26 protein-coding genes and 1 pseudogene are annotated in these 25256 nt (G+C 47.5%); 14 read left to right on the forward strand and 13 right to left on the reverse strand.

The annotated features are described in order from the left end of the window. Positions 1-166 precede the first annotated feature (166 nt). Complete coding sequence (locus NY07_RS10685; protein ID WP_012518681.1) at positions 167-481, reverse strand: helix-turn-helix domain-containing protein; 315 nt, start codon at positions 479-481, stop codon at positions 167-169. Positions 482-959: 478 nt separating this feature from the next. Here NY07_RS10685 and NY07_RS10690 point away from each other — a divergent pair, with 478 nt between their 5' ends. The 9 genes from NY07_RS10690 (at position 960) to NY07_RS10730 (ending at position 11240) form a co-directional block, all read left to right on the forward strand. Further along, positions 960-1202 (forward strand): helix-turn-helix transcriptional regulator, encoded by a 243-nt coding sequence (locus tag NY07_RS10690; protein ID WP_033539342.1) that lies wholly within the window; start codon positions 960-962, stop codon positions 1200-1202. Then, complete coding sequence (locus NY07_RS10695; protein WP_033539343.1) at positions 1189-2931, forward strand: DUF927 domain-containing protein; 1743 nt, start codon at positions 1189-1191, stop codon at positions 2929-2931. Before NY07_RS10690 ends, NY07_RS10695 begins: the two co-directional genes overlap by 14 nt. Before the next feature lie 272 nt (positions 2932-3203). Continuing rightward, positions 3204-3407: a helix-turn-helix domain-containing protein gene (locus NY07_RS10700; protein ID WP_033539344.1), complete on the forward strand. Its 204-nt coding sequence runs from the start codon at positions 3204-3206 to the stop codon at positions 3405-3407. A 19-nt stretch (positions 3408-3426) separates the two neighbouring features. Then, a complete protein-coding gene (locus NY07_RS10705) occupies positions 3427-6555 on the forward strand; it encodes a type I restriction endonuclease subunit R (RefSeq protein ID WP_081953818.1) in 3129 nt (1042 codons plus the stop codon). A 34-nt stretch (positions 6556-6589) separates the two neighbouring features. Further along, positions 6590-8227: an HsdM family class I SAM-dependent methyltransferase gene (locus tag NY07_RS10710; RefSeq protein WP_033539345.1), complete on the forward strand. Its 1638-nt coding sequence runs from the start codon at positions 6590-6592 to the stop codon at positions 8225-8227. Beyond that, positions 8217-9500, forward strand: a complete 1284-nt coding sequence (locus NY07_RS19205) for a restriction endonuclease subunit S (RefSeq protein ID WP_140946946.1) — start codon at positions 8217-8219, stop codon at positions 9498-9500. Before NY07_RS10710 ends, NY07_RS19205 begins: the two co-directional genes overlap by 11 nt. Before the next feature lie 40 nt (positions 9501-9540). Further along, entirely contained in the window at positions 9541-9750 is a 210-nt protein-coding gene (locus NY07_RS10720) for an ATP-binding protein (RefSeq protein ID WP_033539346.1), read from the forward strand. Then, complete coding sequence (locus NY07_RS10725) at positions 9743-10756, forward strand: hypothetical protein (RefSeq protein WP_033539347.1); 1014 nt, start codon at positions 9743-9745, stop codon at positions 10754-10756. The genes NY07_RS10720 and NY07_RS10725 overlap by 8 nt, the downstream gene beginning before the upstream one ends. Before the next feature lie 16 nt (positions 10757-10772). Then, a complete protein-coding gene (locus NY07_RS10730; protein ID WP_033539348.1) occupies positions 10773-11240 on the forward strand; it encodes a type II toxin-antitoxin system death-on-curing family toxin in 468 nt (155 codons plus the stop codon). A gap of 136 nt (positions 11241-11376) precedes the next feature. On the opposite strand, the gene NY07_RS10735 is transcribed toward NY07_RS10730, so the two are convergent. The 7 genes from NY07_RS10735 to NY07_RS10765 all read right to left on the reverse strand — a co-directional run bounded on the left by NY07_RS10735 (position 11377) and on the right by NY07_RS10765 (position 18636). Continuing rightward, a complete protein-coding gene (locus tag NY07_RS10735; protein WP_033539349.1) occupies positions 11377-12063 on the reverse strand; it encodes a hypothetical protein in 687 nt (228 codons plus the stop codon). A 469-nt stretch (positions 12064-12532) separates the two neighbouring features. Further along, positions 12533-14941 carry a TOTE conflict system archaeo-eukaryotic primase domain-containing protein gene (locus NY07_RS10740; protein WP_033539350.1) on the reverse strand — a complete coding sequence of 803 codons (2409 nt, stop codon included), beginning with the start codon at positions 14939-14941 and terminating at the stop codon, positions 12533-12535. Between the two features lie 25 nt (positions 14942-14966). Continuing rightward, positions 14967-15338, reverse strand: coding sequence for a helix-turn-helix domain-containing protein (locus NY07_RS10745; RefSeq protein ID WP_033539351.1), 372 nt, complete (start codon positions 15336-15338; stop codon positions 14967-14969). Positions 15339-15369: 31 nt separating this feature from the next. After that, complete coding sequence (locus tag NY07_RS10750; RefSeq protein ID WP_033539352.1) at positions 15370-15672, reverse strand: type II toxin-antitoxin system HigB family toxin; 303 nt, start codon at positions 15670-15672, stop codon at positions 15370-15372. A 194-nt stretch (positions 15673-15866) separates the two neighbouring features. Further along, positions 15867-16205, reverse strand: coding sequence for a hypothetical protein (locus NY07_RS10755; RefSeq protein ID WP_033539353.1), 339 nt, complete (start codon positions 16203-16205; stop codon positions 15867-15869). A gap of 1 nt (position 16206) precedes the next feature. Next, entirely contained in the window at positions 16207-17457 is a 1251-nt protein-coding gene (locus tag NY07_RS10760; protein WP_033539354.1) for a tyrosine-type recombinase/integrase, read from the reverse strand. Between the two features lie 315 nt (positions 17458-17772). Then, complete coding sequence (locus NY07_RS10765; RefSeq protein WP_033539355.1) at positions 17773-18636, reverse strand: YicC/YloC family endoribonuclease; 864 nt, start codon at positions 18634-18636, stop codon at positions 17773-17775. Between the two features lie 180 nt (positions 18637-18816). Here NY07_RS10765 and rph point away from each other — a divergent pair, with 180 nt between their 5' ends. Together rph and pyrE are read left to right on the forward strand one after the other, a co-directional pair. Further along, complete coding sequence (rph, locus tag NY07_RS10770) at positions 18817-19530, forward strand: ribonuclease PH (RefSeq protein WP_033539356.1); 714 nt, start codon at positions 18817-18819, stop codon at positions 19528-19530. Between the two features lie 84 nt (positions 19531-19614). Further along, complete coding sequence (gene pyrE / locus NY07_RS10775; RefSeq protein WP_033539357.1) at positions 19615-20256, forward strand: orotate phosphoribosyltransferase; 642 nt, start codon at positions 19615-19617, stop codon at positions 20254-20256. Positions 20257-20338: 82 nt separating this feature from the next. Here pyrE and folE read toward each other — a convergent pair whose 3' ends face one another. From folE to coaBC, 5 genes and pseudogenes are all read right to left on the reverse strand, one after another. Next, positions 20339-20983, reverse strand: a complete 645-nt coding sequence (gene folE / locus NY07_RS10780; protein ID WP_033539358.1) for a GTP cyclohydrolase I FolE — start codon at positions 20981-20983, stop codon at positions 20339-20341. 222 nt (positions 20984-21205) lie between these two features. Further along, positions 21206-21397: pseudogene (locus NY07_RS19210) on the reverse strand (alpha/beta hydrolase family protein); the annotation flags it as partial. Further along, positions 21393-21986 (reverse strand): nucleoid occlusion factor SlmA, encoded by a 594-nt coding sequence (slmA, locus tag NY07_RS10785; RefSeq protein WP_033539359.1) that lies wholly within the window; start codon positions 21984-21986, stop codon positions 21393-21395. The gene slmA and the pseudogene NY07_RS19210, both read right to left, overlap by 5 nt. Positions 21987-22124: 138 nt before the next feature. Next, positions 22125-22583 (reverse strand): dUTP diphosphatase, encoded by a 459-nt coding sequence (dut, locus tag NY07_RS10790; RefSeq protein ID WP_033539360.1) that lies wholly within the window; start codon positions 22581-22583, stop codon positions 22125-22127. After that, positions 22580-23776, reverse strand: coding sequence for a bifunctional phosphopantothenoylcysteine decarboxylase/phosphopantothenate--cysteine ligase CoaBC (gene coaBC / locus NY07_RS10795; protein WP_033539361.1), 1197 nt, complete (start codon positions 23774-23776; stop codon positions 22580-22582). The genes dut and coaBC overlap by 4 nt, the downstream gene beginning before the upstream one ends. A 135-nt stretch (positions 23777-23911) precedes the next feature. On the opposite strand from coaBC, the gene radC reads away from it, so the two are divergent. From radC to rpmG, 3 genes are all read left to right on the forward strand, one after another. Beyond that, on the forward strand, positions 23912-24589 hold the full coding sequence (gene radC, locus NY07_RS10800) for a RadC family protein (protein WP_033539362.1): 678 nt from the start codon (positions 23912-23914) through the stop codon (positions 24587-24589). A 123-nt stretch (positions 24590-24712) separates the two neighbouring features. After that, complete coding sequence (gene rpmB, locus NY07_RS10805) at positions 24713-24949, forward strand: 50S ribosomal protein L28 (protein ID WP_011867275.1); 237 nt, start codon at positions 24713-24715, stop codon at positions 24947-24949. Between the two features lie 6 nt (positions 24950-24955). Beyond that, on the forward strand, positions 24956-25129 hold the full coding sequence (gene rpmG / locus NY07_RS10810; protein WP_028773492.1) for a 50S ribosomal protein L33: 174 nt from the start codon (positions 24956-24958) through the stop codon (positions 25127-25129). Positions 25130-25256: the final 127 nt, after the last annotated feature.

Below are 25256 nucleotides of genomic sequence, written 5' to 3' on the forward strand. Positions count from 1 at the left end.
AAAAGTGCGGAATTTCACATTTTTATGCGCATAAAAGTGTGAACGGGTTCTGGTTGAGTATAAATCAGCCCCTTAATAGCTATCTTTCTTCTTTGAAGCTGGCTGGCATTGTTTGCCAAGTTTTAGCGATGTGGACATGAGCAAATGCTATAAGAATATGACGCCCTTATTTTTTATTTAGCAATTGGATGTCTTGCAGCTTTCTTCCCAGCTCGTCATCACGGGCGACCTTGGTTAGGTCGTCTAACAATCCGAGGACTGCCAAAACCTTAACGTAGTGACCAAGTGAAACAGAAGGATCACCTTTTGATATTTTACGCAGTGTTGGCTTAGAAATCCCTGTCCTACTATGCATCATTTCTTGAGTAATGCCGCGTCTCTTCATCGCCAATGTTAAGTTTTCGCCCAAGATGTTTAACATCTTCCTTTGTCTAGGGAATATGACCGCAGTGCGTTTTGATTTTGGCTCGACAGTATCCATAATGAAACTATATTTTCTTAAATTTTAATTTAGTGAAATTATAGTTTCACTTTTATCTTCAAGTTGTAAAGCAATAAATTGCCATCTCTCGAAGTAAAGTGAGCCAAGATCTGAATAGGTCATGTCGATTTTTTACTGTTTTTTCGACATGACTTTCTTGTGTGTCGATACACTCGACATATCAACACTCAATCCATACGACTCACCAAAACCGAGTTTTGAGTCGGAAACTTCAAAGCAGTACGCCATCCACTGGGCTTTTGGGGCAGTATGGGCAACGCGTTAATTCACGCAGCTTAGCCTCACACTAACCCTGCCCACAGAGCATTTATTGTTTTGGGCACTAGCTACAAACTGGGGCAGGTAGCTACCTGCACCCTCAGAAAGCTGCACGATCTGGGCATTTATCTACCTACTGCGTCCGTTTAGTACTGGCAAACTCCAAACTGAACTTAACAGATCAGTGAGGAAGCAAACGATGAACCCAACGACACAATCCCCCTCAAACTCAGTACACCCAGCGCGTCAGCAGCGGATTTTGCGCTTGCCCGAGGTAAAGGCCAAAACCGGCTTTGGCCGCAGCACCATTTATGCCTTGATGGCCAACGGAGAATTTCCGCGATCTATTCGCATTGGCGCGCGTGCCGTGGGCTGGTTAGAAAGCGATATCGACCAGTGGATTGAAACTCGCCGTATCGGTGCTGCTTATGGCCGTGGATAAACCATCAACACCAACCCCGTTACCAGCCAGTGAGATGAATAATAACGCGCCAACATTACCGGCTGGTTTTGCCTATAACGCGCAAAACTGGCTGGTGATGCAACCGACAGGGCAAGATAGCCCAGTCAAAATCTGTTCTTGGCTGCAAGTAGCTGCTCGTACTCGCGATCCGCAAGGGGACAACTACGGCTATTTATTGCACTGGTTAGACGATGACAATCGCCATCGCTATTGGGCCATGCCCGCAGAACTATTGGCCGGAGACGGCAGCGAGTACCGCCGAATTCTACTCAGCCGAGGCATGCGGCTAAGCAACAGTGTTAAAGCGCGGCAGTTGCTCTCGCTGTTTATTCAACAAATGGGCGAACTGGCCACGCAAAAGGCTATCAGCGTGAACTGCATTGGCTGGCATCACCACGCTTATGTGCATCCGCGCCTCACCATTTACCCAAGCGAATACAGCAATAACCCGCGCATGGTGCTGCAAACTATGCACCCAATAGAAGGCTTTATTCAACAAGGCAGTAGCGATAGTTGGCGGCAGCACGTTGGCCGTTATTGTCTGGATAATCCGCTATTAATCGTTGGTGTCTGTGCTGCACTGGCTGCCCCTTTGTTACACTTGTGCGGGGTGGATGGTTTTGGTTTACACCTCTACGGTGCCAGCAGTACCGGTAAAACCGCAGCGCTGTATCCGCCGTTATCAGTGTGGGGCGAGCCTAATCAGCTGCGCCATAGTTGGCGTGCCACGGCCAATGGTTTAGAAGGCACAGCATTGGCGCATAACGATGCCTTACTTGCGCTCGATGAAATGGGCGAAGTTGACCCAAAAGAAGCGGGTGATGTCGCTTATATGCTTGCCAATGGCCAAGGTAAAACCCGCGCAGGCAAATACGGTGAAATGCGCTTACCCGCCCGTTGGCGTTTGGTGTTTTTATCTACTGGCGAAGTGACGCTCGAAAGCCATCTGGCCAGTATCGGCAAGCGCGTAAAAGCCGGCCAGCAGGTGCGCGTGATTGATCTCAGTGCAGATGCCGGTGCGCAAATGGGCGTGTTTAACCATTGCCATGGTATGAACGCCGCCGATTTAGCCGACCACCTAAAACAACAAAGTCGCCGACATTACGGCAGCTTGGCCTTGGATTGGTTGCGGTATTTAACGCAGCACAGCGCTCAGGTGCGACCCGTTTTCCAAAACGTACGCCAACGCTTTTTAACCAGCTTGCCACCTGATGCAGACGGCCAAGTGCGCCGGGTCGCCGAAAAGTTTGCCTTACTGGCCAGCGCTGGCCTTTTAGCCATTCAAGCCAAAGTACTTGATTGGCCAGCTCAAAGTGTCGAAGCCGCCTGTTTAAGCCAGCTAAACCAATGGATACTTGCCCGCGGTGGTGTGGCCGCCAATGAAGACCAACAAGCCATCCGCCAAGTACGCAGCTTTATTGAGCAACATGGCGAAAGCCGCTTTACGCTTAAACAATCCGGTTACAGCAGCCAAGTACGCCAACGAGCAGGTTGGATAGACAACAGCGGCCCACAAACCCTCTACCTGTTTTACCCAACCGGTTGGCGTGAAGCCACCGAAGGACTCAGCCCAGATCGCGCCGCCAAAGCACTGATGGCCGCAGGCTACCTAATCCCTGATGGTAATCGGCCACAGCGCAAAGTCAGTCTGCCCGACAACACCCGCCCACGCATGTACTGTGTTAAAGGCAGCATCTTGGATGACTAAAAAGGCGATGAATCCTGTGTAGGCTTGTCGCCTTGCAGTGTACCGCCAGTCAACCTAAGGGCTGGGCGAGGATTCAAGGCTAAGGCGGACAAGACCGCCAGAGGCATTCCCGTGAACTGCTAGCACACCAACAACCAGCACCGAACGAATAACAAATGGTCTCAATTATTTGGTTTTAACTCAAATAAGTTGAGAATAATCATAATCGTGGTAGGGTAAGCAACAGTGAAAAATCCCCAAGTTTATGGTTAAGAAAACACCGTGGAGAGAGCATGATCCGCTGCCACCTAGCCCGATTAATGGGTGAGAGAAAAATGCGCATTAGCGACGTGATGCGAGAAACCGGCCTCAGCCGTACCACCGTCACGCTACTGTACAAAGAAACCGCGCTTAAGGTGGACTTAGAAGCGCTTGATAAGCTGTGTGAGTTATTTAACTGCCCGTTGAGCGATTTGCTTGAGCAGGTTCCAAATTAAAACGATTACAAGGAATGTTATGGCCTTCAATACCAAAAAATTCAATGAAGATAGCCGAGTAAAAATCCCTGCAATTCTTCATTTAATGCGTCTAGGTTATAAGTACCTGTCACTTAAAGGGCAAAGCTGGGATCTCGACACCAATATCTTCCCTGACGTATTCAAAACCGCTATCGGCAAAATTAACCCTGGTATTGAAGATGCTGAAGCCGGTCGATTATTAGATGATGTAAAACTACTGCTTGATAACGAAGACTTGGGAAGAGCTTTCTTTGAGCGCCTATCAGAACGCTCAAATATCAAACTAATTGATTTTGAAAACTTTAATAACAATACCTTCCATGTTGTTACCGAGCTAACCTGTCAAAACGGCGATGAAGAATTCCGCCCCGATATCACGCTGCTTATCAATGGTATGCCGTTGGTGTTTATCGAAGTGAAGAAGCCCAATAATCGCGAAGGTATTTTGGCCGAGCGCGACCGCATCAATAAACGCTTTCAAAACCCTAAGTTCAAGCGTTTTGCCAACATCACTCAGTTTATGATTTTCTCCAATAACATGGAGTACGACGACGGCGATCCTGAACCCGTGCAAGGTGCGTTCTATGCCAGTAGTTCTTACCATAAGCCGGTGTTCAACTATTTCCGCGAAGAAGAAATCTTCAATTTAACCGCCTTGTTGAAGCCGGTATCGGATGATGACGAGCTTAAAGTCTTAAAAGACAATAATCTGGAAGTGATCCGCAGTAACCCAGAGTTCCAGACCAACAAGCAACCCGAGCGCCCAACCAACCGCATTTGCACCTCTTTACTCAGTCGTGATCGCTTAGCCTTTATTTTGCGTTACGCCTTGACATATGTGTCCGAGTCGGACGGGTTACAAAAACACATCATGCGTTACCCGCAGTTGTTTGCCACCAAGGCCATTGAGCGTAAGCTCAGCGAAGGCGTTAAAAAAGGCATTATCTGGCACACCCAAGGCAGTGGTAAAACCGCCCTAACGTTTTATAACGTGCGCTTTTTGACCGACTACTTCCAAAAGCAGCAGGTCATTCCAAAGTTTTACTTTATTGTTGACCGCCTAGACCTACTGCAACAAGCACAGCGCGAATTTACCGCCCGTGGTTTAACCGTACACACCATCAACTCACGCGATGACTTTACCCGTGACATTAAAGCTACACAGGTGATCCATAACCATTCTGGCAAGCCAGAAATCACCGTGGTGAATATTCAAAAGTTTAAAGATGACCCAGATGTAGTCAGCACCAAAGACTACAACGTCGCGATCCAGCGAGTGTATTTTTTAGACGAAGTTCACCGCAGCTATAACCCCAAAGGCAGTTTCTTAGCCAACTTAAGCCAGTCAGACAGCAACGCCATTAAAATCGGTTTAACTGGTACGCCGCTATTAGGTGACGATTACAACTCACGTGCCTTGTTTGGCGACTACATTCACAAGTACTACTACAACGCGTCCATTGCCGACGGTTATACACTGCGCCTAATCCGTGAAGAGATCAGCACCCAATACAAAATTGAATTGCAAAAAGCCTTAGAAGAAGCCGAAGTGAAAATGGGCGATGTGGATCGTAAGCTGATTTACGCCCACCCAAGCTTTGTTGAGCCCATGCTGACTTACATCGTAAACGACTTTGAAAAAAGCCGTGGTGCATTAAACGATACAACCATTGGTGGCATGGTCATTTGCGACAGCTCAGATCAAGCCAAGCAGATGTTTGAAATCTTCAATGGCGTTTATGCCGAAACGCCTATTCTGCCGCAAACATCCAACTCAAAAACCGAAGTGCTTGGAGTCGCTGAGCCTGCGCCAACCAGTTATGCAGAGACTGCCAAACAAGCCCAAAAGGTAAAAAATGCCGCCTTGATTCTGCACGACATTGGCACCAAAGAAGAGCGTAAAAACTGGGTTGAAGACTTTAAGGCAGGAAAAATCGATTTTTTGTTTGTGTATAACATGCTGCTCACTGGTTTTGACGCCAAACGCCTGAAAAAGCTCTACCTTGGTCGGGTGATCCGCAAGCACAACTTGCTGCAAGCGCTCACCCGAGTGAACCGCACTTACAAAGATTTCCGCTACGGCTATGTGGTCGATTTTGCTGATATTCGTAAAGAGTTCGATGCCACCAACAAAGCCTATTTCGACGAATTACAGTCAGAACTGGGCGATGAGATGGAGCACTACTCACACCTGTTTAAATCGCAGGAAGAGATCAAACAAGAAATCGAGCATATCAAAGACGTACTGTTCCGTTTTGATACCGACAACATGGAAGAGTTCTGCAACCAGATCAGCCAAATACAAGACCGCGACACCGTACTGGCGCTAAAAAAAGCCTTAGCCGATGCCCGCAGCTTGTATAACTTAATCCGCTTGCAAGGTGAGTATGACTTCCTCGATGAACTCGATTTTGCCAAGCTTAATGTGCTGTATCGTGAAACCAGCAATCATCTGGATTTGCTCAACCTTAAAAACGACTTAGAAAGCGGCGAAGACACCAGTAACTTGCTCAACCGCGCTTTGGAAGACGTGATCTTCAAGTTTGTAAAAATCGGCGAAGAAGAGTTGGTTCTGGCCGATAAGCTGAAAAACACCCTGCGCCAAACTCGAGAAGCACTGGCTAGCAACTTTGACCAGCAAGACCCGCAATTTATCAGCTTAAAAGAAGAGCTAGAGCGCCTGTTTAAGAAGAAAAACTTAAGCGAAGTGACTCAAGATGAAATGGTTGCCAACATCGACGCGCTGAATAAAATTCACGACCGCGTTAAAGAGCTGAACCGCCAAAACAACCAACTGCGGCAAAAGTACTTAGGTGATGCCAAATACACCCGTATTCATAAACGCTTACAAGAGCGCCAGCAAAGCCAAAGCGATATTAGCGAATCAGAACGAAAAATTTTCGAAGCATTGGCAGGAGTAAAGCAAGATGCCGACGAGCAAGTGCTCAACAACAGCCAAGTGCTCGATAACGAAAGTTACTTCGAACGGCAAATGATGCCGCTGGTGATTGGCCGCTTTATGAAAGAACAGCAAATCAAACTTAACGCCGACGCCTCGCGTTACATTAACCATCTCGTCGTCGCAGAATATTTAAAAGAATTTAATACCGGCAGCCAAGCGTGGTAATGCGGGTAACACTAATTAGGAAGTAAACATTAAAATGGTTGAATTAGAATTTCAGCAAAAAACCAAAACCTTAATTGATAGCTTAAAAAGTATCTGTGCCAACTATGGGTTAGGTAACGACGGTAACGAATTTAAAATCATTACCCAAACCTTTTTGTACAAGTTTTTAAACGACAAGTTCGCCTTTGAAGCGAAAAAGCTCGATGACACCATCGCCAAGGCCGAAAAATGGGAAGAAGCCCTCGCAGCCATGTCAGAAGACGACCTCGACATGCTGCAACTGCAAATGGGCGGCGATACCGCACGGCTAAAACCACAGCACTTTATCAGCTATCTGTTTAGCCAACAAAACGCGCCGGATTTTGCCAAGCTGTTTGACGATACCTTAATCGACATTGCCATTAGCAATAACGATGTATTTGCAGTAAAAACCGATGGTGGCGCAAAAGTGGTGCTGTTCGACCGTATCAGCCAATATATTGCCGACGATTCTAAACGCGATGCCTTCTGCCGCGCCATTATCAATAAACTGGTGGAGTTCAGTTTTGAACGTATCTTCACGCAAAAATTCGACTTCTACGCCACCATCTTTGAATACCTGATCAAAGACTACAACAGTAATTCTGGCGGCAAATACGCCGAGTATTTTACTCCCCATGCGGTAGCGCGCATTATGGCGGAAATTTTAGTGCCCCAAGAACAGCGCGGCACAGTACGCAACGTCGCCTGTTACGACCCATCAGCAGGTTCGGGCACGTTATTAATGAACGTGGCGCACGCCATTGGTGAAAACCGCTGTAGCATCTACACGCAGGATATTTCGCAAAAATCATCCAACCTGCTGCGGTTAAACCTGATCTTAAATAATTTGGTGCACTCAATCCCGAATGTGATCCAAGGTAATACCGTGCTGCACCCCTATCATAAAGACGGTAAAGAACTAAAACGCTTTGATTACATCGTCTCCAACCCGCCGTTTAAGCTCGATTTTAGCGACTTTAGAGATGAGCTGGATAGCAAAGAAAATAAAGAGCGTTTCTTTGCCGGTATTCCAAAGATTAAAGCCAAAGCCAAGGACAAGATGGAAATCTACCAATTGTTCTTGCAGCACATCATTGCCTCACTTAAACCGGGCGGCAAAGCCGCAGTCGTGGTGCCCACAGGTTTTATTACTGCACAATCGGGCATTGATAAGGGCATTCGCGAACACTTGGTAAAAAACAAAATGTTGGCGGGCGTGGTATCCATGCCATCCAATATTTTCGCCACCACCGGCACGAACGTCTCTATTCTATTCATCGACGCCAGCAACAATGGCGATGTGGTACTGGTGGATGCCTCCAACTTGGGTGAAAAGGTCAAAGACGGCAAAAACCAAAAAACCGTACTTAAGCCGGAAGAAGAACAACAAATTATTGATGTGTTTAACGCCAAAGAAGCAGTGGAAGATTTTTCCGTTGCCGTAAGTTATGCCGACATCGAAGCCAAAAACTACTCGTTAAGTGCAGGACAGTACTTTGATGTCAAAATCGAATATATGGATATAACCCCAGAGCAGTTTGCTGAAAAAATGCAGGGCTTTACCAGCAACTTAGATAGCCTTTTTAGTCAGTCGCGTGAGTTGGAAACTGAGATTAAAAAACAGTTGGCGGGGTTGAAGTATGAAAAATAGTGCAACCCCGATAACTGAGTTACTGTCCTTTATGGTAGATAATCGAGGAAAAACGGTGCCAGCTGCTGAATCAGGCTTTCCCTTGATTGCTACTAACTGCATAAAACATAACAGTATTTACCCAACTTTTGAAAACGTTAGGTATGTCGACGAAAAGACTAAAGACTCTTGGTTTAGAGCGCATCCTGAACCAAATGATATTATTTTTGTGAATAAAGGCACGCCTGGTCGAGTGTGCCTTGTTCCTGATCCTGTGCCATTTTGTTTTGCCCAAGATATGATTGGATTTAGATGTGATCCAGAAAAAATCGATTATCAGTATTTGTTCGCTGTTTTACGTTCCGACTACATCCAAAAGAAAATCGAGAATTACCACGTTGGACTGGTAATCCCGCATTTCAAAAAAGGTGATTTAAAGCATCTAAATATTCCACGCTTAGAAAACCGTGACGCTGAGCTCGCTGCTGGAAAGTTGTATTTAGCGCTATCGGAAAAAATCGAACTCAATAATCGCATCAACGCCGAGCTGGAAGCCATGGCCAAAACTCTGTACGACTATTGGTTTGTACAGTTCGATTTCCCCGACGACTCACCACAAGGCCAGGGCAAACCCTACAAAACCTCCGGCGGCAAAATGGTCTACAACCCAACCCTCAAGCGGGAAATACCGGAGGGGTGGGATGATGGCACGCTGGAAGATCTTGGTCAAATTGTTGGAGGCAGCACTCCGTCAACACAGAAGCCTGAAAATTTTGCGACTGATGGCATACCTTGGATAACGCCTAACGATCTATCTAATAACCAAGGCAACAAATTCATTTCTCGAGGTGGTCAAGATGTCTCTGTTGAGGGCATAAAAAACGCGTCGTTGAAAAAGTACCCCGCAGGTACGGTTTTACTTAGTTCAAGAGCGCCAATCGGCTATATGGCAATATCAAGAAATGAAGTAACAACGAATCAGGGATTTAAGTCTTTTGTACCAAACAAAGGATATTCAACTGAGATCATCTATTACACGGTGAAAAACTCTCTTAAAGCAATTACTCAGTATGCTTCTGGTTCGACGTTTAAAGAGGTTTCAGGTGGTACATTGAAGACTGTTAAGGTTGTTTTACCTAGCGTAGCTATGTCAGATACATTTACCGAGAAAGTTAAGCCAATCTTTAGCCAGCAAGATTTTATCGAAAGGGAAAATGCAGAGTTAGTTGCACTCCGCGACTGGCTTCTCCCCATGCTCATGAACGGACAAGTCATCGTTGGGGAGGCGAGCTAAATGTTAAACCTTACACCACACCGCTTAATCAGGAGGCAGCATGAAATTTAACTTTGCACACTTAGGCGGTATTGATAACGGCACCGTTGAGCTGGGTGATTTAACCGTGATTTGCGGCCCTAACAATATGGGCAAAACCTATATTAGCTATGCCATTTATGGTTTGTTGCGCCATTTTAAGCAGTGGATTGATTTGTCGGTCTCCCGTGAGCGTTTGACAAAGTGGGTAATAGGGGCTGCAAATGGCTAAAGACCTAACCGCTTCATCACATGACCGCCAAAATATCCTTAACAACCGCTACGCGCTGCAACAAGCCGAGCAGCACTTGGGCTTGGGCGGTGTGACCTTTGAAGGTGAAACGGTATTTACCAAGGCACAGGTGGTTGCCTTGTATGACGTTACAGACCGTACTATTGAGCGCTACTTATCTAGCCATGCCGATGAGTTAAAAAGCAACGGCTATCAGGTGCTAAAAGGTAAAAAGCTAAAGGAATTCAAGGAGCTAATGTCTGGTACCGACATCAATGACGGTACCAAAACCACCGCGCTGGGTTTGTTCGGTTTTCGTGCAGTGCTCAACATAGGGATGTTACTAACAGAAAGTGAGCCCGCACGCCTTTTGCGTTCACGTCTGCTGGATATTGTCTTGGATGTAATGGCTGAGCGCGCTGGGGGCCATACCAAGTTTATTAATCAGCGTGATGAAAATTACCTTGTCTCTGCTCTGCAAGAAGAAAACTACCGCCGCCAGTTCACCGATGCATTGGATAAGTATGTAGAGGTCAATGAATGGACGTATGCACGCTTTACTAACCTTATATATCAAAGCATTTTTCATGAAAACGCGACTGAATATAAAAAGGTTTTAAACCTAGCAACGAAAACCAATATCCGCGAGACCCTATATTCAGAAGTACTAAATCTGATTGCTAGTTACGAATCAGGCATTGCTCATGAACTAGAGCAAGCTAGCAATAAGTTAGGCCGCAAGCTTTCGCAGAAAGAGGCGGAGGGGTTGTTTGCGAGTTTTGAAAGTCACCCTCTGTTCAAACCGCTGATTTTGGATGCCAGAACTAAAATGGCCAGCCGCGATTTGTGCTTCCGTGATGCCTTGCATGAAAAGCTGGAAGCTTATATTCAATCGGTACCCGAAGCTGATTTTGATCGCTTCTTAGGTGAAAAGAGCCGTTCTTTGGAAGAGCAATTGAGTGATCCAGAAACATTGGCTGTACTCAAACGCTTGAAAGATCGATAAGCAAAGGAATGTGGCTATGAGCGATTCTACAGACACAGGCTTACGGTTCTTCTATTTCGATGTGGCGCATGCGATTAGCGTTCACGATTGGATCATAGAGCATTCTGGCGGGCTAGCAGGCACCAAAGACGTTGGTCAGTTAGCCAGCCCCTTAGAACACATACAAAATGACTGGTATTACCCAGAAATTGAGGACAAGCTGACTCACTTGGTATTCTCCATTAATAAAAACCATGCTTTTAATGATGGCAATAAACGATCATCGTTGGTGTTAGGCGCTTATTTCCTTGAATTAAACGGTTTTGACTATGTGGTAAAGCGCTTTGCCAAAGAAATGGAAAACATCGTCGTTTGGGTTGCAGATAACGTGATCGACAAGGATCTATTACGTCAGATCATCAGCTCAGTACTTTATGACGACGATTATCCAGAGTCCGTTAAATTGGCTATATTTGAAGCGATCGAAGCTGCTAAAGATTACTAACCATTTCGTGGATCATCACGAGATGGTACGAGTAGATGGCCATTTAGCATTGTTAATATTAAAATCGCATCAACAACACCCCTCCCGCTACCCGTCAGATCAGCGCCCTGTGAGGGGTTACTCTTTTTTCAGGCTTCTAATTTTTGGTACCGTAATGAGTTACGGCACCAAAATTCGCTTTCAACCACACATCATTCTCCGGCCTACAAAGGTGGTGCAGCAACGCTAGGTTAATTTGGTGGCTGATCACGTTGCCGTTTCGTTTTTGGCTTTCTTTTTTCAAACCTCTCAGTAATAACCCTGTGCATGATTTTCCTATTTGCTCCGGCGAACTGGGCAGGCAAAAGGCGCGATTTTGCTGTTTGGGGTGCAAGGTAGCGCGCTTTCCTGTTTTAGATAAAGGCGTTATGCACCAAAAGATACAGGCGTTGGCAGGTGTGTTTGCTTGCAATGTGTTGGTTTGACTTGTGCCATTCCTGTCTGTCGGTAACAAATGAGCTGGCAACAAAACTAGCCCGCCTTGCGCGTGGCCATCAATCTCAGGTAAAGGCAACCAATACAGGTTTGGCCGTTGCTCGGGGCTTTGCCACTTTTCTACGATCACTTGTGCACCAATGCTGTTTAGCCATTGATGAATCGGGCAGCCTGGGTGCGCTTGTTTAACCCGCGGTAACTGATAGGCCAGCCATCGGGTTAAACGTTCGGCGGCATTATCACATTGGCTCAATGCTGGGTAGAGGGTAAACGCGCCATGCCCAACGAGTAAATCGACCACCTGCTTTATCCATTCTCCATCCCAATCGTTACCACTTGCCCATAACACGTCACTTATCACCTTATTGGTTTTTCATGCCGTCTATTTTCAGTGGTCGGGTGCAGACTCGGTGGTGAATTAGATGAAAGAAATGGCCATCAAACTAACCAGTCAAATCAGTTTTTTCTGATGACCTGTGCGCAGCTAAATGTTTGATATACATAGTCCAATACGGCGCTGTTTGGCGTCATTCAACTAGTGCAAAAAAATCGAGACGCCAAACGATCGTTTGCATTCTGGGTTTAAAAAATCAAACGGTTTGCACTTTGGGTTCGAGGTTGGTTTAGGGTGTTAAAAATGCCAAACCTTGCTTTGAGCCAGTACTGGCAAGGCCTGCCAGCGTTGGATTTCAATCGAGAAGCCAAACAGTAAATGGGCAAATTTCCCTGTTTGGCGTTTCGATCCAAAAGCCAAACGGATAGTGGTTTTGGCGTATGGGTATAAAGGCATGGGGAAGTGTTTAATGAAGTGCTGCTGTTTATTTTGGCTTGGTATTTGGTGAAGGGATGTTTTCTAACTTCAATGAAGGTTGCTTGTTACTGTTGTCATCAATGTACTCAAGGGCATACCCCATTGCCTTGTAGCTTTTCTCGCGTTTTTTAAACATGCGTTGCAGCATAGGGAGGGCGCAGTCTACATAGTCGTGAATGGTCACTTGTGTTTTTCCTTCCGATTCACGATGAATACGACCGGCATATTGGGCCAATGTGCCTTTCCATGCGATTGGCATGGCCAAAAACAACGTATCCAATCTTGGTAGGTCAAATCCTTCGCCTACATATTTTCCTGTTGCGACGACAACTTGAGCCGATTGCAGATGATTGTCAGCGTTCTTGCGTTCGGTAGCTTTCATGGCGCCTTTAAGTACGACAGTGCTTATACCCATCTCGGTAAGTCGTGAGTGTATGTACTCTGCGTGCTCTCTACGCTCTGTAAGGACTAACGGGTGTCCACCATTTTGAACACACTGAGAGGCGTCTGAGACAATTTTTGAAGTACGCTGTTGGTTATCGACGAGCCAGCGGTAGGCATCGCTTATTTTGGGGCGCTCATCTGTTTTTATTAGCTCTGCTGCTGGTACATCGTAGAGCTGATGAATCATCACGGTTTGAGTAAATTGCTCATCAGGGCTTTGTTTCACTTTGTAGCGAATTGGCCCTGCTGTCATAAAAATGATCTTTTGATGACCATCTTGTCGCTCTGGTGTTGCTGTTAGGCCCAATACATATTTTGCTCTTACCTCGTTGAGTACCATTTCAAACCTAGGTGCAGATAGATGATGGCATTCGTCAACAATAATGTGGCCATAGTCTTGGATGAGAGGCGTGATGGAGTTGTCTTTTTTATTGACCAAGCTTTGGTAGGTGGCTATGTCGATAATGCCACTCGGCTTTCTTTTACCTCCGCCTATACTTCCAATGGTTACTTCGGGTAGGAACGTGCGCAAGCGCTCTTGCCACTGTTCAAGCAGTTGTCGGCTATGAACCAGTATTAGGGTATTTACTTTGCGTTTTACGATCATACCAATGGCTGTAACCGTTTTTCCAAATGCGGTCGGCGCATGCAAAATACCGAAGTCATGTTTGGTTATTGCGGCCACTGCGTCCCGCTGATTCTTTCGCAAAGTGAACTCAGGGGTAAGTTTTAATAATGGTTTGCCGTTTTCACGCTTATCGTCAAATAGTGGCGAAATATTTTGCTCTTGTAGCAAAGCAATCGCATCATCGAGACAGCCTCGCGGTAGTGCTAGATAACCGTTTTCAATACGAGCACAGGAAATAAACCTCGGAATGCCATGGGTTGAAAAGCGCAACGCTTGTGTTTTAAAAAACACAGGATTAGAAAAACTCGCTAATCGCTTTAGTCCTGCCAGTAGTGGCCCAGGTAACTCGCTCATCAAAAAGTAGATATGGTTGGCCAAGGTAATGGTCACGTTTTTCGGCAAAGACTCTAATTTTATTGGTGCGGCTTTGGCCGTGATTTCCCAAGGAGGGCGGTTGTCTGTTAGCCCTTGTTCGGACAGCAATAGGGTATTGGGTGAAATGGTTGTTATGAGTTGATCAATACTCGACTGAGTGAGCGTTTTAAGCCCAGCAAGGTACTGCCATTGATCATCGATGGCATTCAGATCACTGTCAACAAAGCAACTACGGCCTGAAAGGCGAGCTTCCTTTTGAAGTGGTAGCGCAATGAGATTGCCAAACCCGCCTTCAGGAAGTACATCTTGGTTAGGAAAGAGCCTGTCATAGGAGTCAAACGAAAGATTTGGAAATATTTCCATGGCTTTATCAAGCAAAGCGAAACCCAGTGCCCGAGCCTGGTTAGCGGGGATATTGGTTTCAAAAAATATCCATAAGTGCGCCCCGTTGCCAGAGCGCGAGATTTCTATCGCGTGGGGAATATTAAACGCTTGGCACGCTTTGGACATTGCTTTGACTTCTTCTTGCCAACAGCCTTTGTCAAAATCGGCTGCCAACAAATAGCACGTATTATCTTTCAGTAAGGGATACAGCCCCACCACTTGATGACCGGTAAGGTGCCTGTAAATAATGCGCTCGTTTAGTTCGCTAAACTTTCGGTGTGAACAGTCTTGGCATTTAATGCGGGGTTTGTTGCAAACCCCGTTTACCCATTCATTATCACAGGCTACGGAGTAGCCACTTCGGCCCTGTTGGTTTTGCCAACGATTGGCAAAGATATCCTCTCGTCCACGAAATCGTTGTCTGAACAGGGTGACCTTTTGTGCTGGCGTGAATGTCTGTACTGAACGCTCGTTTTGAGCGCTACGCAAAGCCTCTCTTAATGCGAGAAGCTGCTGCTTTTCGTTTTCAAGCTCAGCTAGCCTGTTATCAATAGCAGAAATGTTTGGGTAGCGAGCGTCATTCATAACAAACTAATTTTGATTCGAAGCACTATGAAGCGCGAACTTGCGGTGGCTTGATCAGCGACTCTGCTGGAATACCTAACCCTTCATGAAGTTTCCAAATCATTTTTAGCGTGAGTGATCGCTTATGGTTTAGGATTTCATAAACACGATTGCTTTTACCTATCATGGGTTCAAGATCTTTAACCGTTAAGCCTTTGCGCTCCATCTCAAACTTTATTGCCTCAACAGGGTCTGGCAAATCCATTGGGAAATGCTTTGCTTCGTAGGATTCAACTAACGTAACCAAAATGTCCAGTTTTTCGCCTTTAATGGTATCTGGCTCCGCCATCATTAGGTTTTCGATGTCGTTTAATGCCGCGCGGTAGTCGGCATCTGTTTTAATAGGTCTGATGTCCATTATATTTACCTCTTGTTACTACCTCTTGGCTTTAAATCGTTTGCACATCAATTTGATCGTATTGTGCATGGCTGCCTATAAACCTTATGTAAACCACCTTGTAGGCATAATTGATCCAAACGACTAATCGGTATTTATTACCGGCAATGTTAAACACGACACGCCCATCTTTGAGGATGCTGGCATTTCTAAAGTCCTGTTTCACATCCGCCGGTGCTTCCCAATCAGCGTTTAATGCATGCCTATACCACGCTAACGTTGGCTCTTTCGCGTCAATGTATTCTGGGCTGTCTTCCCAAAATGTTTTTAAGGTTGATAATGCGATAATTCTCATAAATAGATGTTAGTCCCAGTTTGGGACTTTTGCAAGTTTGGTATTCTTGATGCGGTTAGGAGTTCTTACCGCATCCCCAATTGCCCCATTCCTTGGGGCAGTTTAATTTCCTCTTATTCACCTTCTAATGCTTGTGGTATCAAATGTTGCCCCATTGTCCCAACTGCCCACAGTAAGTGAGCAAATGGGGCTTGCTAATTTCGCCTGATTGGCTTTTTTGGCATACGGCTGCGTTTGCCATCGAAGAACGCCAATACTCTGAACCAATAGAGCGATTCTTCATAACCTAGGCTGTACGTTGGGCGTGCAGGCGGGATGAGTCCTAGTTTACGTCCTAGGCTGACAATCATGTAGAACGTGAGTTTTAACGTCAGCCAAGGAGCGAGTACCAAAAATACCATCAGGCAATGCCGGGTAAGTGCGTAGCCTACGCCATGAGGCTGTTCGAGTAAGGCAATGCCAATACAGCAACCAAGGCCTGCCAGCATGGCTATTGGAAAGGTAATGGGGGCGAGTCGCATCATTAGTTGCATGTTAACGCCCTCCTGTGTTGTGCTGTGAAGGGTGTTCAAAGTTCACCAGCGGTTCGATCACATCAGCTACGGTTTGATGGGCAATACGGCGCTCTTCAAAGTAATCGTGGCGGTCGTAGATGCCCTCAACGCCTTTTAGCTTATGGTTAAGACAGCGTTCGGCCACGTTGCCTGCGATCCCCAAAGAGGCGGCAAGGCTGCGAAAGGTGCGGCGTAAATCGTGTACGGTGAAGTGTTCAAGTTTGCCCATTTTATTGGGTGGCTGCTTTTTGCGCCCAGGCTCGCGACCAAACAACTTAGAAATGGCGCGGTTCAGCGTATCTGGCCCCATATGTGGACGGTGGCTTGCTCGTCTGGCAGGGAAAACATAAGGCGATCCACAAGCACGGATTTGCAGCTCGTTAAACCAGGTAATGGCTTGGCGCGGTAAGGGGATGCTGATTGGCACGCCTGTTTTACTGCGTTCTTTGGGTAGATCCCACACGCCCGTGGTTAAATCCATTTCACGCCACATGGCTTCGCATAGTTCGCTTTTACGCACGCCCAACACCAAAAACAGGCAGCAAGCGAGGTAGTTATCGCGGCCAAAGCTATTGATATGGGTATGGAACACGCTGAAGGCGTAGTGAATTTCCTCTTTGCTGAGCATCCTGTCTTTACTGGACTCCACACCACCGGCATCGTCCACGGTAAATGCTGCGGCTGGGTTATTCAGCGTTAAGTCGAGCTTAATTGCATGTCGAAACAACTGCTTCATGTACATCAAGGTGTCGTTGGCAATGGTAGGGCGGTTACTTTCTCGAATGCGTTCCAATACTTCGCGCACATCGCGTGCGGTCACCTCAGAAATACACTTAATGCCAATGACTGGGCTTATCTCTTTGGTGTAAACCCGATACGGGATCTTGGGGTGCTTTAGTCGTCGACTCAGATCGGTTCGATACCAGTCATGGAACAGTTGATCCACGGTTTCAATCTCAGGTAACTCGATTTTCTGTTTTTCTAGAAGAGGATCGATGCCGTCACGTACTTCCTTTCGAAAGTATGCGGCGGCAATTCGAGCGTCTGCCAACGACATTAAAGGAAATTGCCCCAAGGTCGCTTCTCGTCTTCCTTTGGCTGTGGTGTAGCGGATCATCCAATAAGGCGAGCCCTGTTTGCGGACGCAAAAGTATAGGCCTTCACCGTCTGAATATTTTTTTGGTTCGGCTTTGCTGTATGCAATAACCTGTTTTGCTGTGAGTTTTCCCATGTTTACTCCATAGTTGCTGAAATAATGGAGGGGGCAATAATGGCTGCCCACCACCGATTTGCTTATTGAATCAGCAGCTAACCTGTTGTGGTGGCGAGTTAAATGCGAAAATTGGGCAACTTACTGCTCACCAATTTGCTCACCGCAAAACGCTTATTGAGCCAAAATGAGGGGGCTGCCCACCATTCTGCCCACCACTAAACAGGTAGTTGGTAACGGACATCTGCAAACCGATTTGGACGGGAAAAATAAAAAAGCCCTGTATTTACAAGCAAATAACAGGGCTTCTAAGACATTCTTGGACGGGTAAAAAAACTATTCGATATTTTGGATCTGTTCGCGCATCTGCTCGATAAGTACTTTTAGCTCTACCGCTGCGGCGGTGACTTCCGCACTGATAGACTTAGAAGCCAGAGTGTTAGATTCGCGGTTGAATTCTTGCATCATGAAGTCGAGGCGTCGGCCTTGTGCGCCGCCTTTCTTGAGGATGCGGCGGGTTTCGGCAACGTGGGCGTCGAGTCTGTCCATCTCTTCGGCGACATCCATCTTTTGGGCAAGCAATACCATCTCTTGTTCCATACGGGCGGGATCGAGTTCGCCTTGAATTTCGCTTAAGCGGTTGCTGATCTTATCACGCTGCCATTGCATGACCATTGGCATGTGCTCACGGACGATGGCGACTTGCTCTATGATGGCGTCTAAGCGTGTTTCTAACATGGTCTTAATGGCATCGCCTTCGCGGCCGCGGGCTTCGATAAACTGATCGATGGCACTGTCGAATGCGCTTAACAGTTCCTTGCCAATGGCATCCATATCCTGTTCGCTGCCAGACATAACGCCCGGCCAGCGTAGTATGTCAACCAGGTTGATCTCACCCTGACCGGCTTCTTGTTTGACCCAGTTGGCCGCCTGAATGATCTGACTGGCCAAGGCTTGGTTAAGCTGTAGGTCGCTATTTTTGTCTTCACCGAGATCGTAGCGCAGATTGACCTCAATCTTGCCGCGATTTAAACGTTTGCGTAGACGGTCTCTGAGCACGGGTTCTAGGCTACGAAGCTGTTCAGGCAGGCGCAGGTAGGTTTCGAGATAACGCTGATTGACTGAGCGGATCTCCCAAGAGGCGGTGCCCCATTGTGCTTTGTGCTCGATACGAGCATAGGCTGTCATGCTTTGGATCATGGGTAATTCCAATAGGTTAAATCGATTGAGTGACCTAGGATTATAGTCCGATGAGGTGCAGGGTTAAAGCAAACTCTCCTCGCTTTACGCTTTCGGTCATGATTAACATGGCATCCGTCGGCGCAAGCCCCTATAATATGCAGCCAAATCTGCTTATCTAATTTCAAACAGGAAATGCCAATGCGCCCAAGTGACAGAACCCCAGCTCAATCTCGTCCGGTAACCATTACGCGACAGTTCACAGCCCATGCAGAAGGTTCTGTATTAATTGAATTTGGTGAAACTAAGGTACTGTGTACCGCTAGTTTTACCGAAGGGGTGCCACGTTTTCTGAAAGGCCAGGGTCAAGGTTGGGTAACCGCTGAGTATGGCATGTTGCCGCGTTCGACCCACAGCCGTATGGATCGTGAGGCTGCCCGTGGTAAGCAGTCTGGTCGTACTCAAGAGATCCAACGTCTTATCGGCCGTGCCCTGCGCGCCGCCGTAGATATGAAGGCACTCGGTGAAAACACTATCGTCATCGACTGTGACGTGATTCAGGCCGATGGTGGCACGCGTACCGCAGCGATTACCGGTGCCTGTGTGGCCTTGGTTGATGCGCTTAACTGGGCGCGTGGTAAGGGATTGATCAAGACCAACCCACTTAAGTTCCTGATCGCTGCCGTGAGCGTAGGCATCTACAAGGGTGAGCCTATCTGTGATTTGGAATATATCGAAGACAGCGCCGCCGAGACCGATATGAACGTGGTGATGACAGAAACCGGTAAGATCATTGAGATCCAGGGCACCGCCGAGGGCGAACCATTTAGCCATGAAGAGTTACTGAGCCTGCTGGATCTGGCCAAGCACGGTATTCGTGAGATCGTCGATGTGCAGAAGGCGGCATTGAGTTAATCATTATTTTGTTGAACAGGACCCTACGGGGTCCTTTTTTTAAATCGAATTGAGCGTACCCCTACATTTTAAAAAGGAGAGATTGTGAAAGCCTATCAACGTGAGTTTATTGAGTTTGCCCTAGAGCGTCAGGTATTACGTTTTGGCGAATTTACGTTAAAGTCAGGCCGCACTAGCCCTTACTTCTTTAATGCCGGTCTGTTTAATACCGGGCGTGATTTGGCGCGTTTGGGACGCTTTTATGCGGCGGCGCTGGTAGATTCGGGCATCGAGTATGACCTGCTGTTTGGCCCAGCCTACAAGGGAATCCCGATCGCGACTACCACAGCCGTGGCCCTGTGCGATCACCATGATATCGATATGCCTTACTGTTTTAACCGTAAGGAGAAGAAGGACCACGGTGAAGGTGGTAGTCTTGTGGGCAGCGAGCTTAAGGGTCGTGTGATGTTGGTGGATGATGTGATCACCGCAGGTACCGCGATTCGTGAATCGATGGAGATTATCGAAGCCCATAATGCTGAGCTAGCGGGCGTGTTGATTGCGCTGGATCGTCAGGAGAAAGGCAAGGGCGAGCTGTCGGCGATTCAAGAGGTTGAGCGTGACTTTGGTTGCAGTATCGTTTCTATCATCAAGCTGGAAGACCTGATCAACTATCTGTCGGAAAAACCTGGAATGGAAGCACAGTTAGCATCAGTTAGTGCTTATCGTGACCAATACGGTATCTAATCGGTATCAATTGTTGTGATACAAAAAAACGCTGCCTAGGCAGCGTTTTTTATTGCGAGAAGTCGGTTACAAGCAATAAGAGTTAATTGCTTAGAAACTCGGCGCGGGTGGCCGGGTTAGACTTGAAGATGCCGCCCAGTGCCGTGGTGGTTGTGGTACTGGTTGAGTCCATCACACCGCGGGATTTAACGCAGTAGTGCACCGCATCCATCTTTACCGCCACATCTTTGGTCTCAAGTAGCGTCTGTAGTGCCACCAGAACCTGTTGAGTCAGGCGTTCTTGCACCTGAGGGCGCTGAGCAAAGAAACGCACGATACGATTGATTTTAGACAGGCCTATGATGTTTTTGCGTGGCAGATAGGCCACGGTAGCAACGCCATCTATGGTCACCAAATGGTGCTCACAGGTGCTGGTGAGGCTGATGTCGTTGACCTTGACCATCTCATCGAAGCCCATCTTGTTCTCGATAACGGTGATCTTGGGAAAGTTAGCGTAATCTAGGCCAGAGAAGATCTCGTCGACATACATCTTGGCGATACGCTTAGGAGTTTCGATCAGGCTGTCATCACGAAGATCCAGTGACATTAAGGTCAAGATCTCGCGCATATGGTGCTCAATCTTTTCCTTGCGCGCTTCGCTGCTTAGTCCGCACGGGACCATAGGCGTCTCAAGACCACGCTCTAATAATGCGGTTTGCACCTGCTGTGCTGCTTCACTTAATGCCATTGTATCCTCCACCATAAATAGTGGTCTGTTCAGTAAGATTAATTTGCTAATAATGTTAAGAAATTAACCCATAAGGTATTCATTATAGCCCGCCCTGTGACAGTTAACATAGGGGAGCGGGTCAGGGAGGATACCCTGAATTGCGGGTAATTTATACCCAGAATTAATAAGGGAATAACAAAAAAGCCGATTGCGGTAATCGGCTTTTAAGGTTTCAAGGGATTAAAGCTTCAGGTTCTCTTTGAGGAAGCTCATCATCTGACGGTAATATTTGGCCCTATGCTCGTCGTTATAGAAGCCGTGGCCTTCATCGTCCATTACCAGCTTCTCATAAGGGTAGTTATGCTTCTTGAGCCCTTCTTCCAGCGCTTCTAGCTGTTCGATTGGCGCTCTATCATCTTCACCGCTGTTAACTCTGAAGTAGCTGTTGCTGAATGAATTGCCACTGCTCGGCGAAGTGTTCTGTAGGCTTGTTTTTAAAGTCGCTGCGAACGAATTGGGCGATACGGCCTTCGGCCACCGACAGTAACAAGTTAGCCAGAATGGCTTCGTCCAGGTTAAAGCCTTTGCCTTCCCTTAGGGTCTTTTCTCTCAATATCTGCTTTAGATGGGTCTCCACCTTGGAAAAGATCTGTCCGGTACGATTACGTAAGCGCTCATTTTCTCCCAGTAGGGCATCGCCATTGAGTACACGGGAGATCCCAGGGTTGCGCTCAGCAAACACCAATAGGAGTTGCAGCAGTAACTGGCAGCGTCTCATGGTGTCTTTCTCTTCATCCATGATGAGGTTGATGCGCGACAGCAGTGACTCTTCGATGAAGTCGATCAGCCCTTCAAACATTCTGGCCTTGCTGGGAAAGTGACGGTAAAGCGCCGCCTCAGAGACCCCTACTTCAGCAGCGAGCTTTGCCGTGGTGATCCTTTGTCCTGGGCTGGTCTCTAGCATGGTAGCGAGGCATTGTAGAATGTGTTCACGTCGGTTGATTTTGGGGCTTGCAGCCATCTAAGTATCCTTTACTCAATTACTACAGGAGCCGATGGGCACACTATAGGTGTAGTCCATGACTCTCTAATTATTTTGTGCGGCGGTATTTGGCGTTCGCGTGCCGGGCTATCCAATATCTGGCTATCTAAGGCCTGGTTATCGAGTACCTGAGTGGCCGAAGCCGCCTTCGCCGCGATCTGAGCTGTCGAACTCATCGACCAGTTTAAATTCGGCTTGGACGACGGGGACAAACACCAGTTGCGCCAGGCGATCACCTATCTCTAGGGTGAAAGGCTCACTGCTGCGGTTCCAACAAGAGACCATGAGCGGGCCTTGATAATCGGAATCGATAAGGCCAACTAAGTTACCCAGCACTATGCCCTGTTTGTGGCCCAAGCCTGAGCGCGGCAGAATGACGGCCGCTAAGCTAGGATCGGCCACATGGACAGCTATTCCCGTAGGGATCAGTTTGGTCTCGCCCGGCTGGATCACCATAGTGGTTTCTATCATGGCACGCAGATCCATGCCGGCACTGCCTGGAGTAGCATAGGCTGGCAGGGGAAATTGTGAGCCGATACGAGAATCGAGGATCTTGAGTTCTATAGGCGTCTTCATGCTGTCTTCATCTGCTGTGCGATTAGGGTGAGTAATTGCTTGGCTAGGGTGTATTTGTCGGTAGCGGGCAGCTCATATTGGCCATTGGGCCAGAATACCTTAAGGGCGTTGGCGTCGCTGTTAAAGCCTAACGCCGGATCAGACACGTCGTTAGCGGCGATCATATCCAGCTTCTTTCGCGTCAACTTATCCTTGGCGTAATGCTCGACATCCTGTGTCTCGGCGGCAAAACCTACGGTAAAGGGGCGAGCCTCATGGGCCGCGACCGTGGCTAAGATATCAGGATTGCGCACAAGCGCAAGTGACATCTCAGTCGAGGATTTTTTAATTTTCTCGTCGGCAATATCCGCGGTGCGATAGTCGCAGACAGCCGCGCAGCCGATGAAGATATCGCAGTGATGTACTTGCTCCATCACGGCGTCAAGCATCTCCTGCGTAGAGCCGACATTGAGACGATTGACATTCATCGGTGTCTCTAAGTTCACAGGCCCTGTCACTAAGGTGACCTTGGCGCCCATCTCGGCTGCGGCTCTGGCTAAGGCAAAGCCCATCTTGCCTGAGCTGTGGTTGGAGATGTAGCGCACGGGATCGATAGCTTCTCGGGTAGGCCCTGCGGTGAGCAGTAGCGATACCCCTTGAAGCAGTTTAGGGGCAAAGAAGTGTTCGACACGTTCAGCGATAACCAGCGGCTCTTCCATGCGTCCTGGGCCGATTTCACCACAGGCTTGGCTGCCTGACGCCGGTCCCCAGATGGTGAGGCCACGTTTTCTCAGGTTATCCAGATTGTCCTGTGTAGCGGCGTTGCGATACATCTGCTGATTCATCGCCGGACAAAGCACCACTGGCGCTTCGGTGGCTAAGCAAGTGGTAGTGATCAGCTCGTCGGCCATGCCGGCATTGATGCGGGCAATCAGATTGGCGGTCGCTGGGGCTATCAGTACCATATCCGCCCAGCGGGCAAGTTCGATATGGCCCATCGCTGCCTCGGCTGCCGGGTCAAGTAAGTCGGTGGCTATTGGGTGGCCAGAGAGCGCCTGCAGCGTCAACGGTGTAATGAACTCCTGCGCACTTTGACTCATCACGACGCGCACATCGGCGCCGCGCTCTTTCAGGCGACGTACCAGGTCGGCAGACTTATAGGCGGCAATACCACCGCCAATTCCCAGCAATATCTTTTTGTTAGTTAGGCTCATATTGATCACTAATCGCGTTTAATTTTGCCCGCTAACCATACCACAATCGTGTCTCGGTTGAGGATACAAGTTTTTAAAAACTAGACCATACTCTAAACCCTAGGTGTAACAAGTTGGCCACGACAAGGAGTGTTTATGGCGATCAAGGATTGGCCCCAAGGAGAGGGGCCTCGTGAAAAACTGTTGCGTAGCGGCGCCGGGCAACTCTCTGATGCTGAATTACTCGCGGTGCTGCTCAGAAACGGCCTTAAAGGCCAAAGTGCCGTATCGCTCGCCAGAGTCATGCTGAGCCACTTTGGGGGGCTAAGACCTCTGTTTACCGCTTCAATGAATGAAATATGCCAGATACAGGGCATAGGCCCGGTTAAATACGCCCAACTGCAGGCAGCTATTGAATTAAATAAGCGGATTGCAAAAGAAAATCTACAAAGAGGAAAGATTTTGACAGATCCTGATTTAACTCGGGACTATTTAATGAGACAATTAGCGGATCGTGCCTACGAAGTGTTTGCCATCTTATTGCTCGATAGTCAGCATAGGGTCATTCAATTCGTTGAACTGTTCCGTGGCACCATAGATTCAGCCTCGGTTTATCCACGAGAAGTGGTAAGCCTAGTGCTTGAGAAAAAGGCCGCAGCTGTGATTGTGTGTCACAACCATCCTTCCGGGGTGGCTGAGCCCAGTCATGCTGATCGGCGAATTACTGAGCGATTGAAATACGCGTTGGCGACTATAGATGTTTCGCTGTTAGACCATATGGTTATAGGCGATCGTGAGATAGTTTCGTTTGCAGAGAGGGGATGGATAGATTGAATATCCCTTGATCTTTGATTTTAGATCCTGTATAAAATGCGCCCTCTTTGTGTGCCTCGGGCGACGGCCATATTCGAGGTACATTAATGCTCGAGCGTTAAATTGTTTTTGGAGAAGATTGACATGTCAAGAGTATGCCAAGTTACTGGCAAGAAGCCGATGGTTGGTAACAACCGTTCGCACGCTAAGAACGCGACTCGTCGTCGTTTTTTACCTAACCTACAGAACCACCGTTTCTGGTTAGAAGACGAAAAGCGTTTCGTACAGCTACGTGTATCTACTAAAGGTATGCGTATTATCGATAAGAAAGGTATCGAAGTTGTTGTTGCTGAACTTCGTGCCCGCGGCGAGAAGGTGTAATAAACCATGGCTAAAGCTAAAGGTAACCGTGAGAAGATCAAGCTAGTTTCTAGCGCTAAAACAGGTCACTTCTACACGACTGAGAAGAACAAGCGTAACATGCCTGAAAAAATGGAGATCAAGAAATTTGATCCTGTTATCCGTCAGCACGTTATGTACAAAGAAGCGAAAATCAAGTAATTCTTGATTAACGTCTTTTTGGAAAAAGCCCCTCTTGTAGGGGCTTTTTTTTTGTGCAGAATTCATTAAAACCCCCATAGTTTACCGCCAAACTTTCCCAGAGCTTTGCTATTGCTCTAGGGGCGAA

The sequence above is a fragment of the Shewanella sp. ECSMB14101 genome (assembly GCF_000773485.1).
Lineage (GTDB): Bacteria > Pseudomonadota > Gammaproteobacteria > Enterobacterales > Shewanellaceae > Shewanella > Shewanella marisflavi.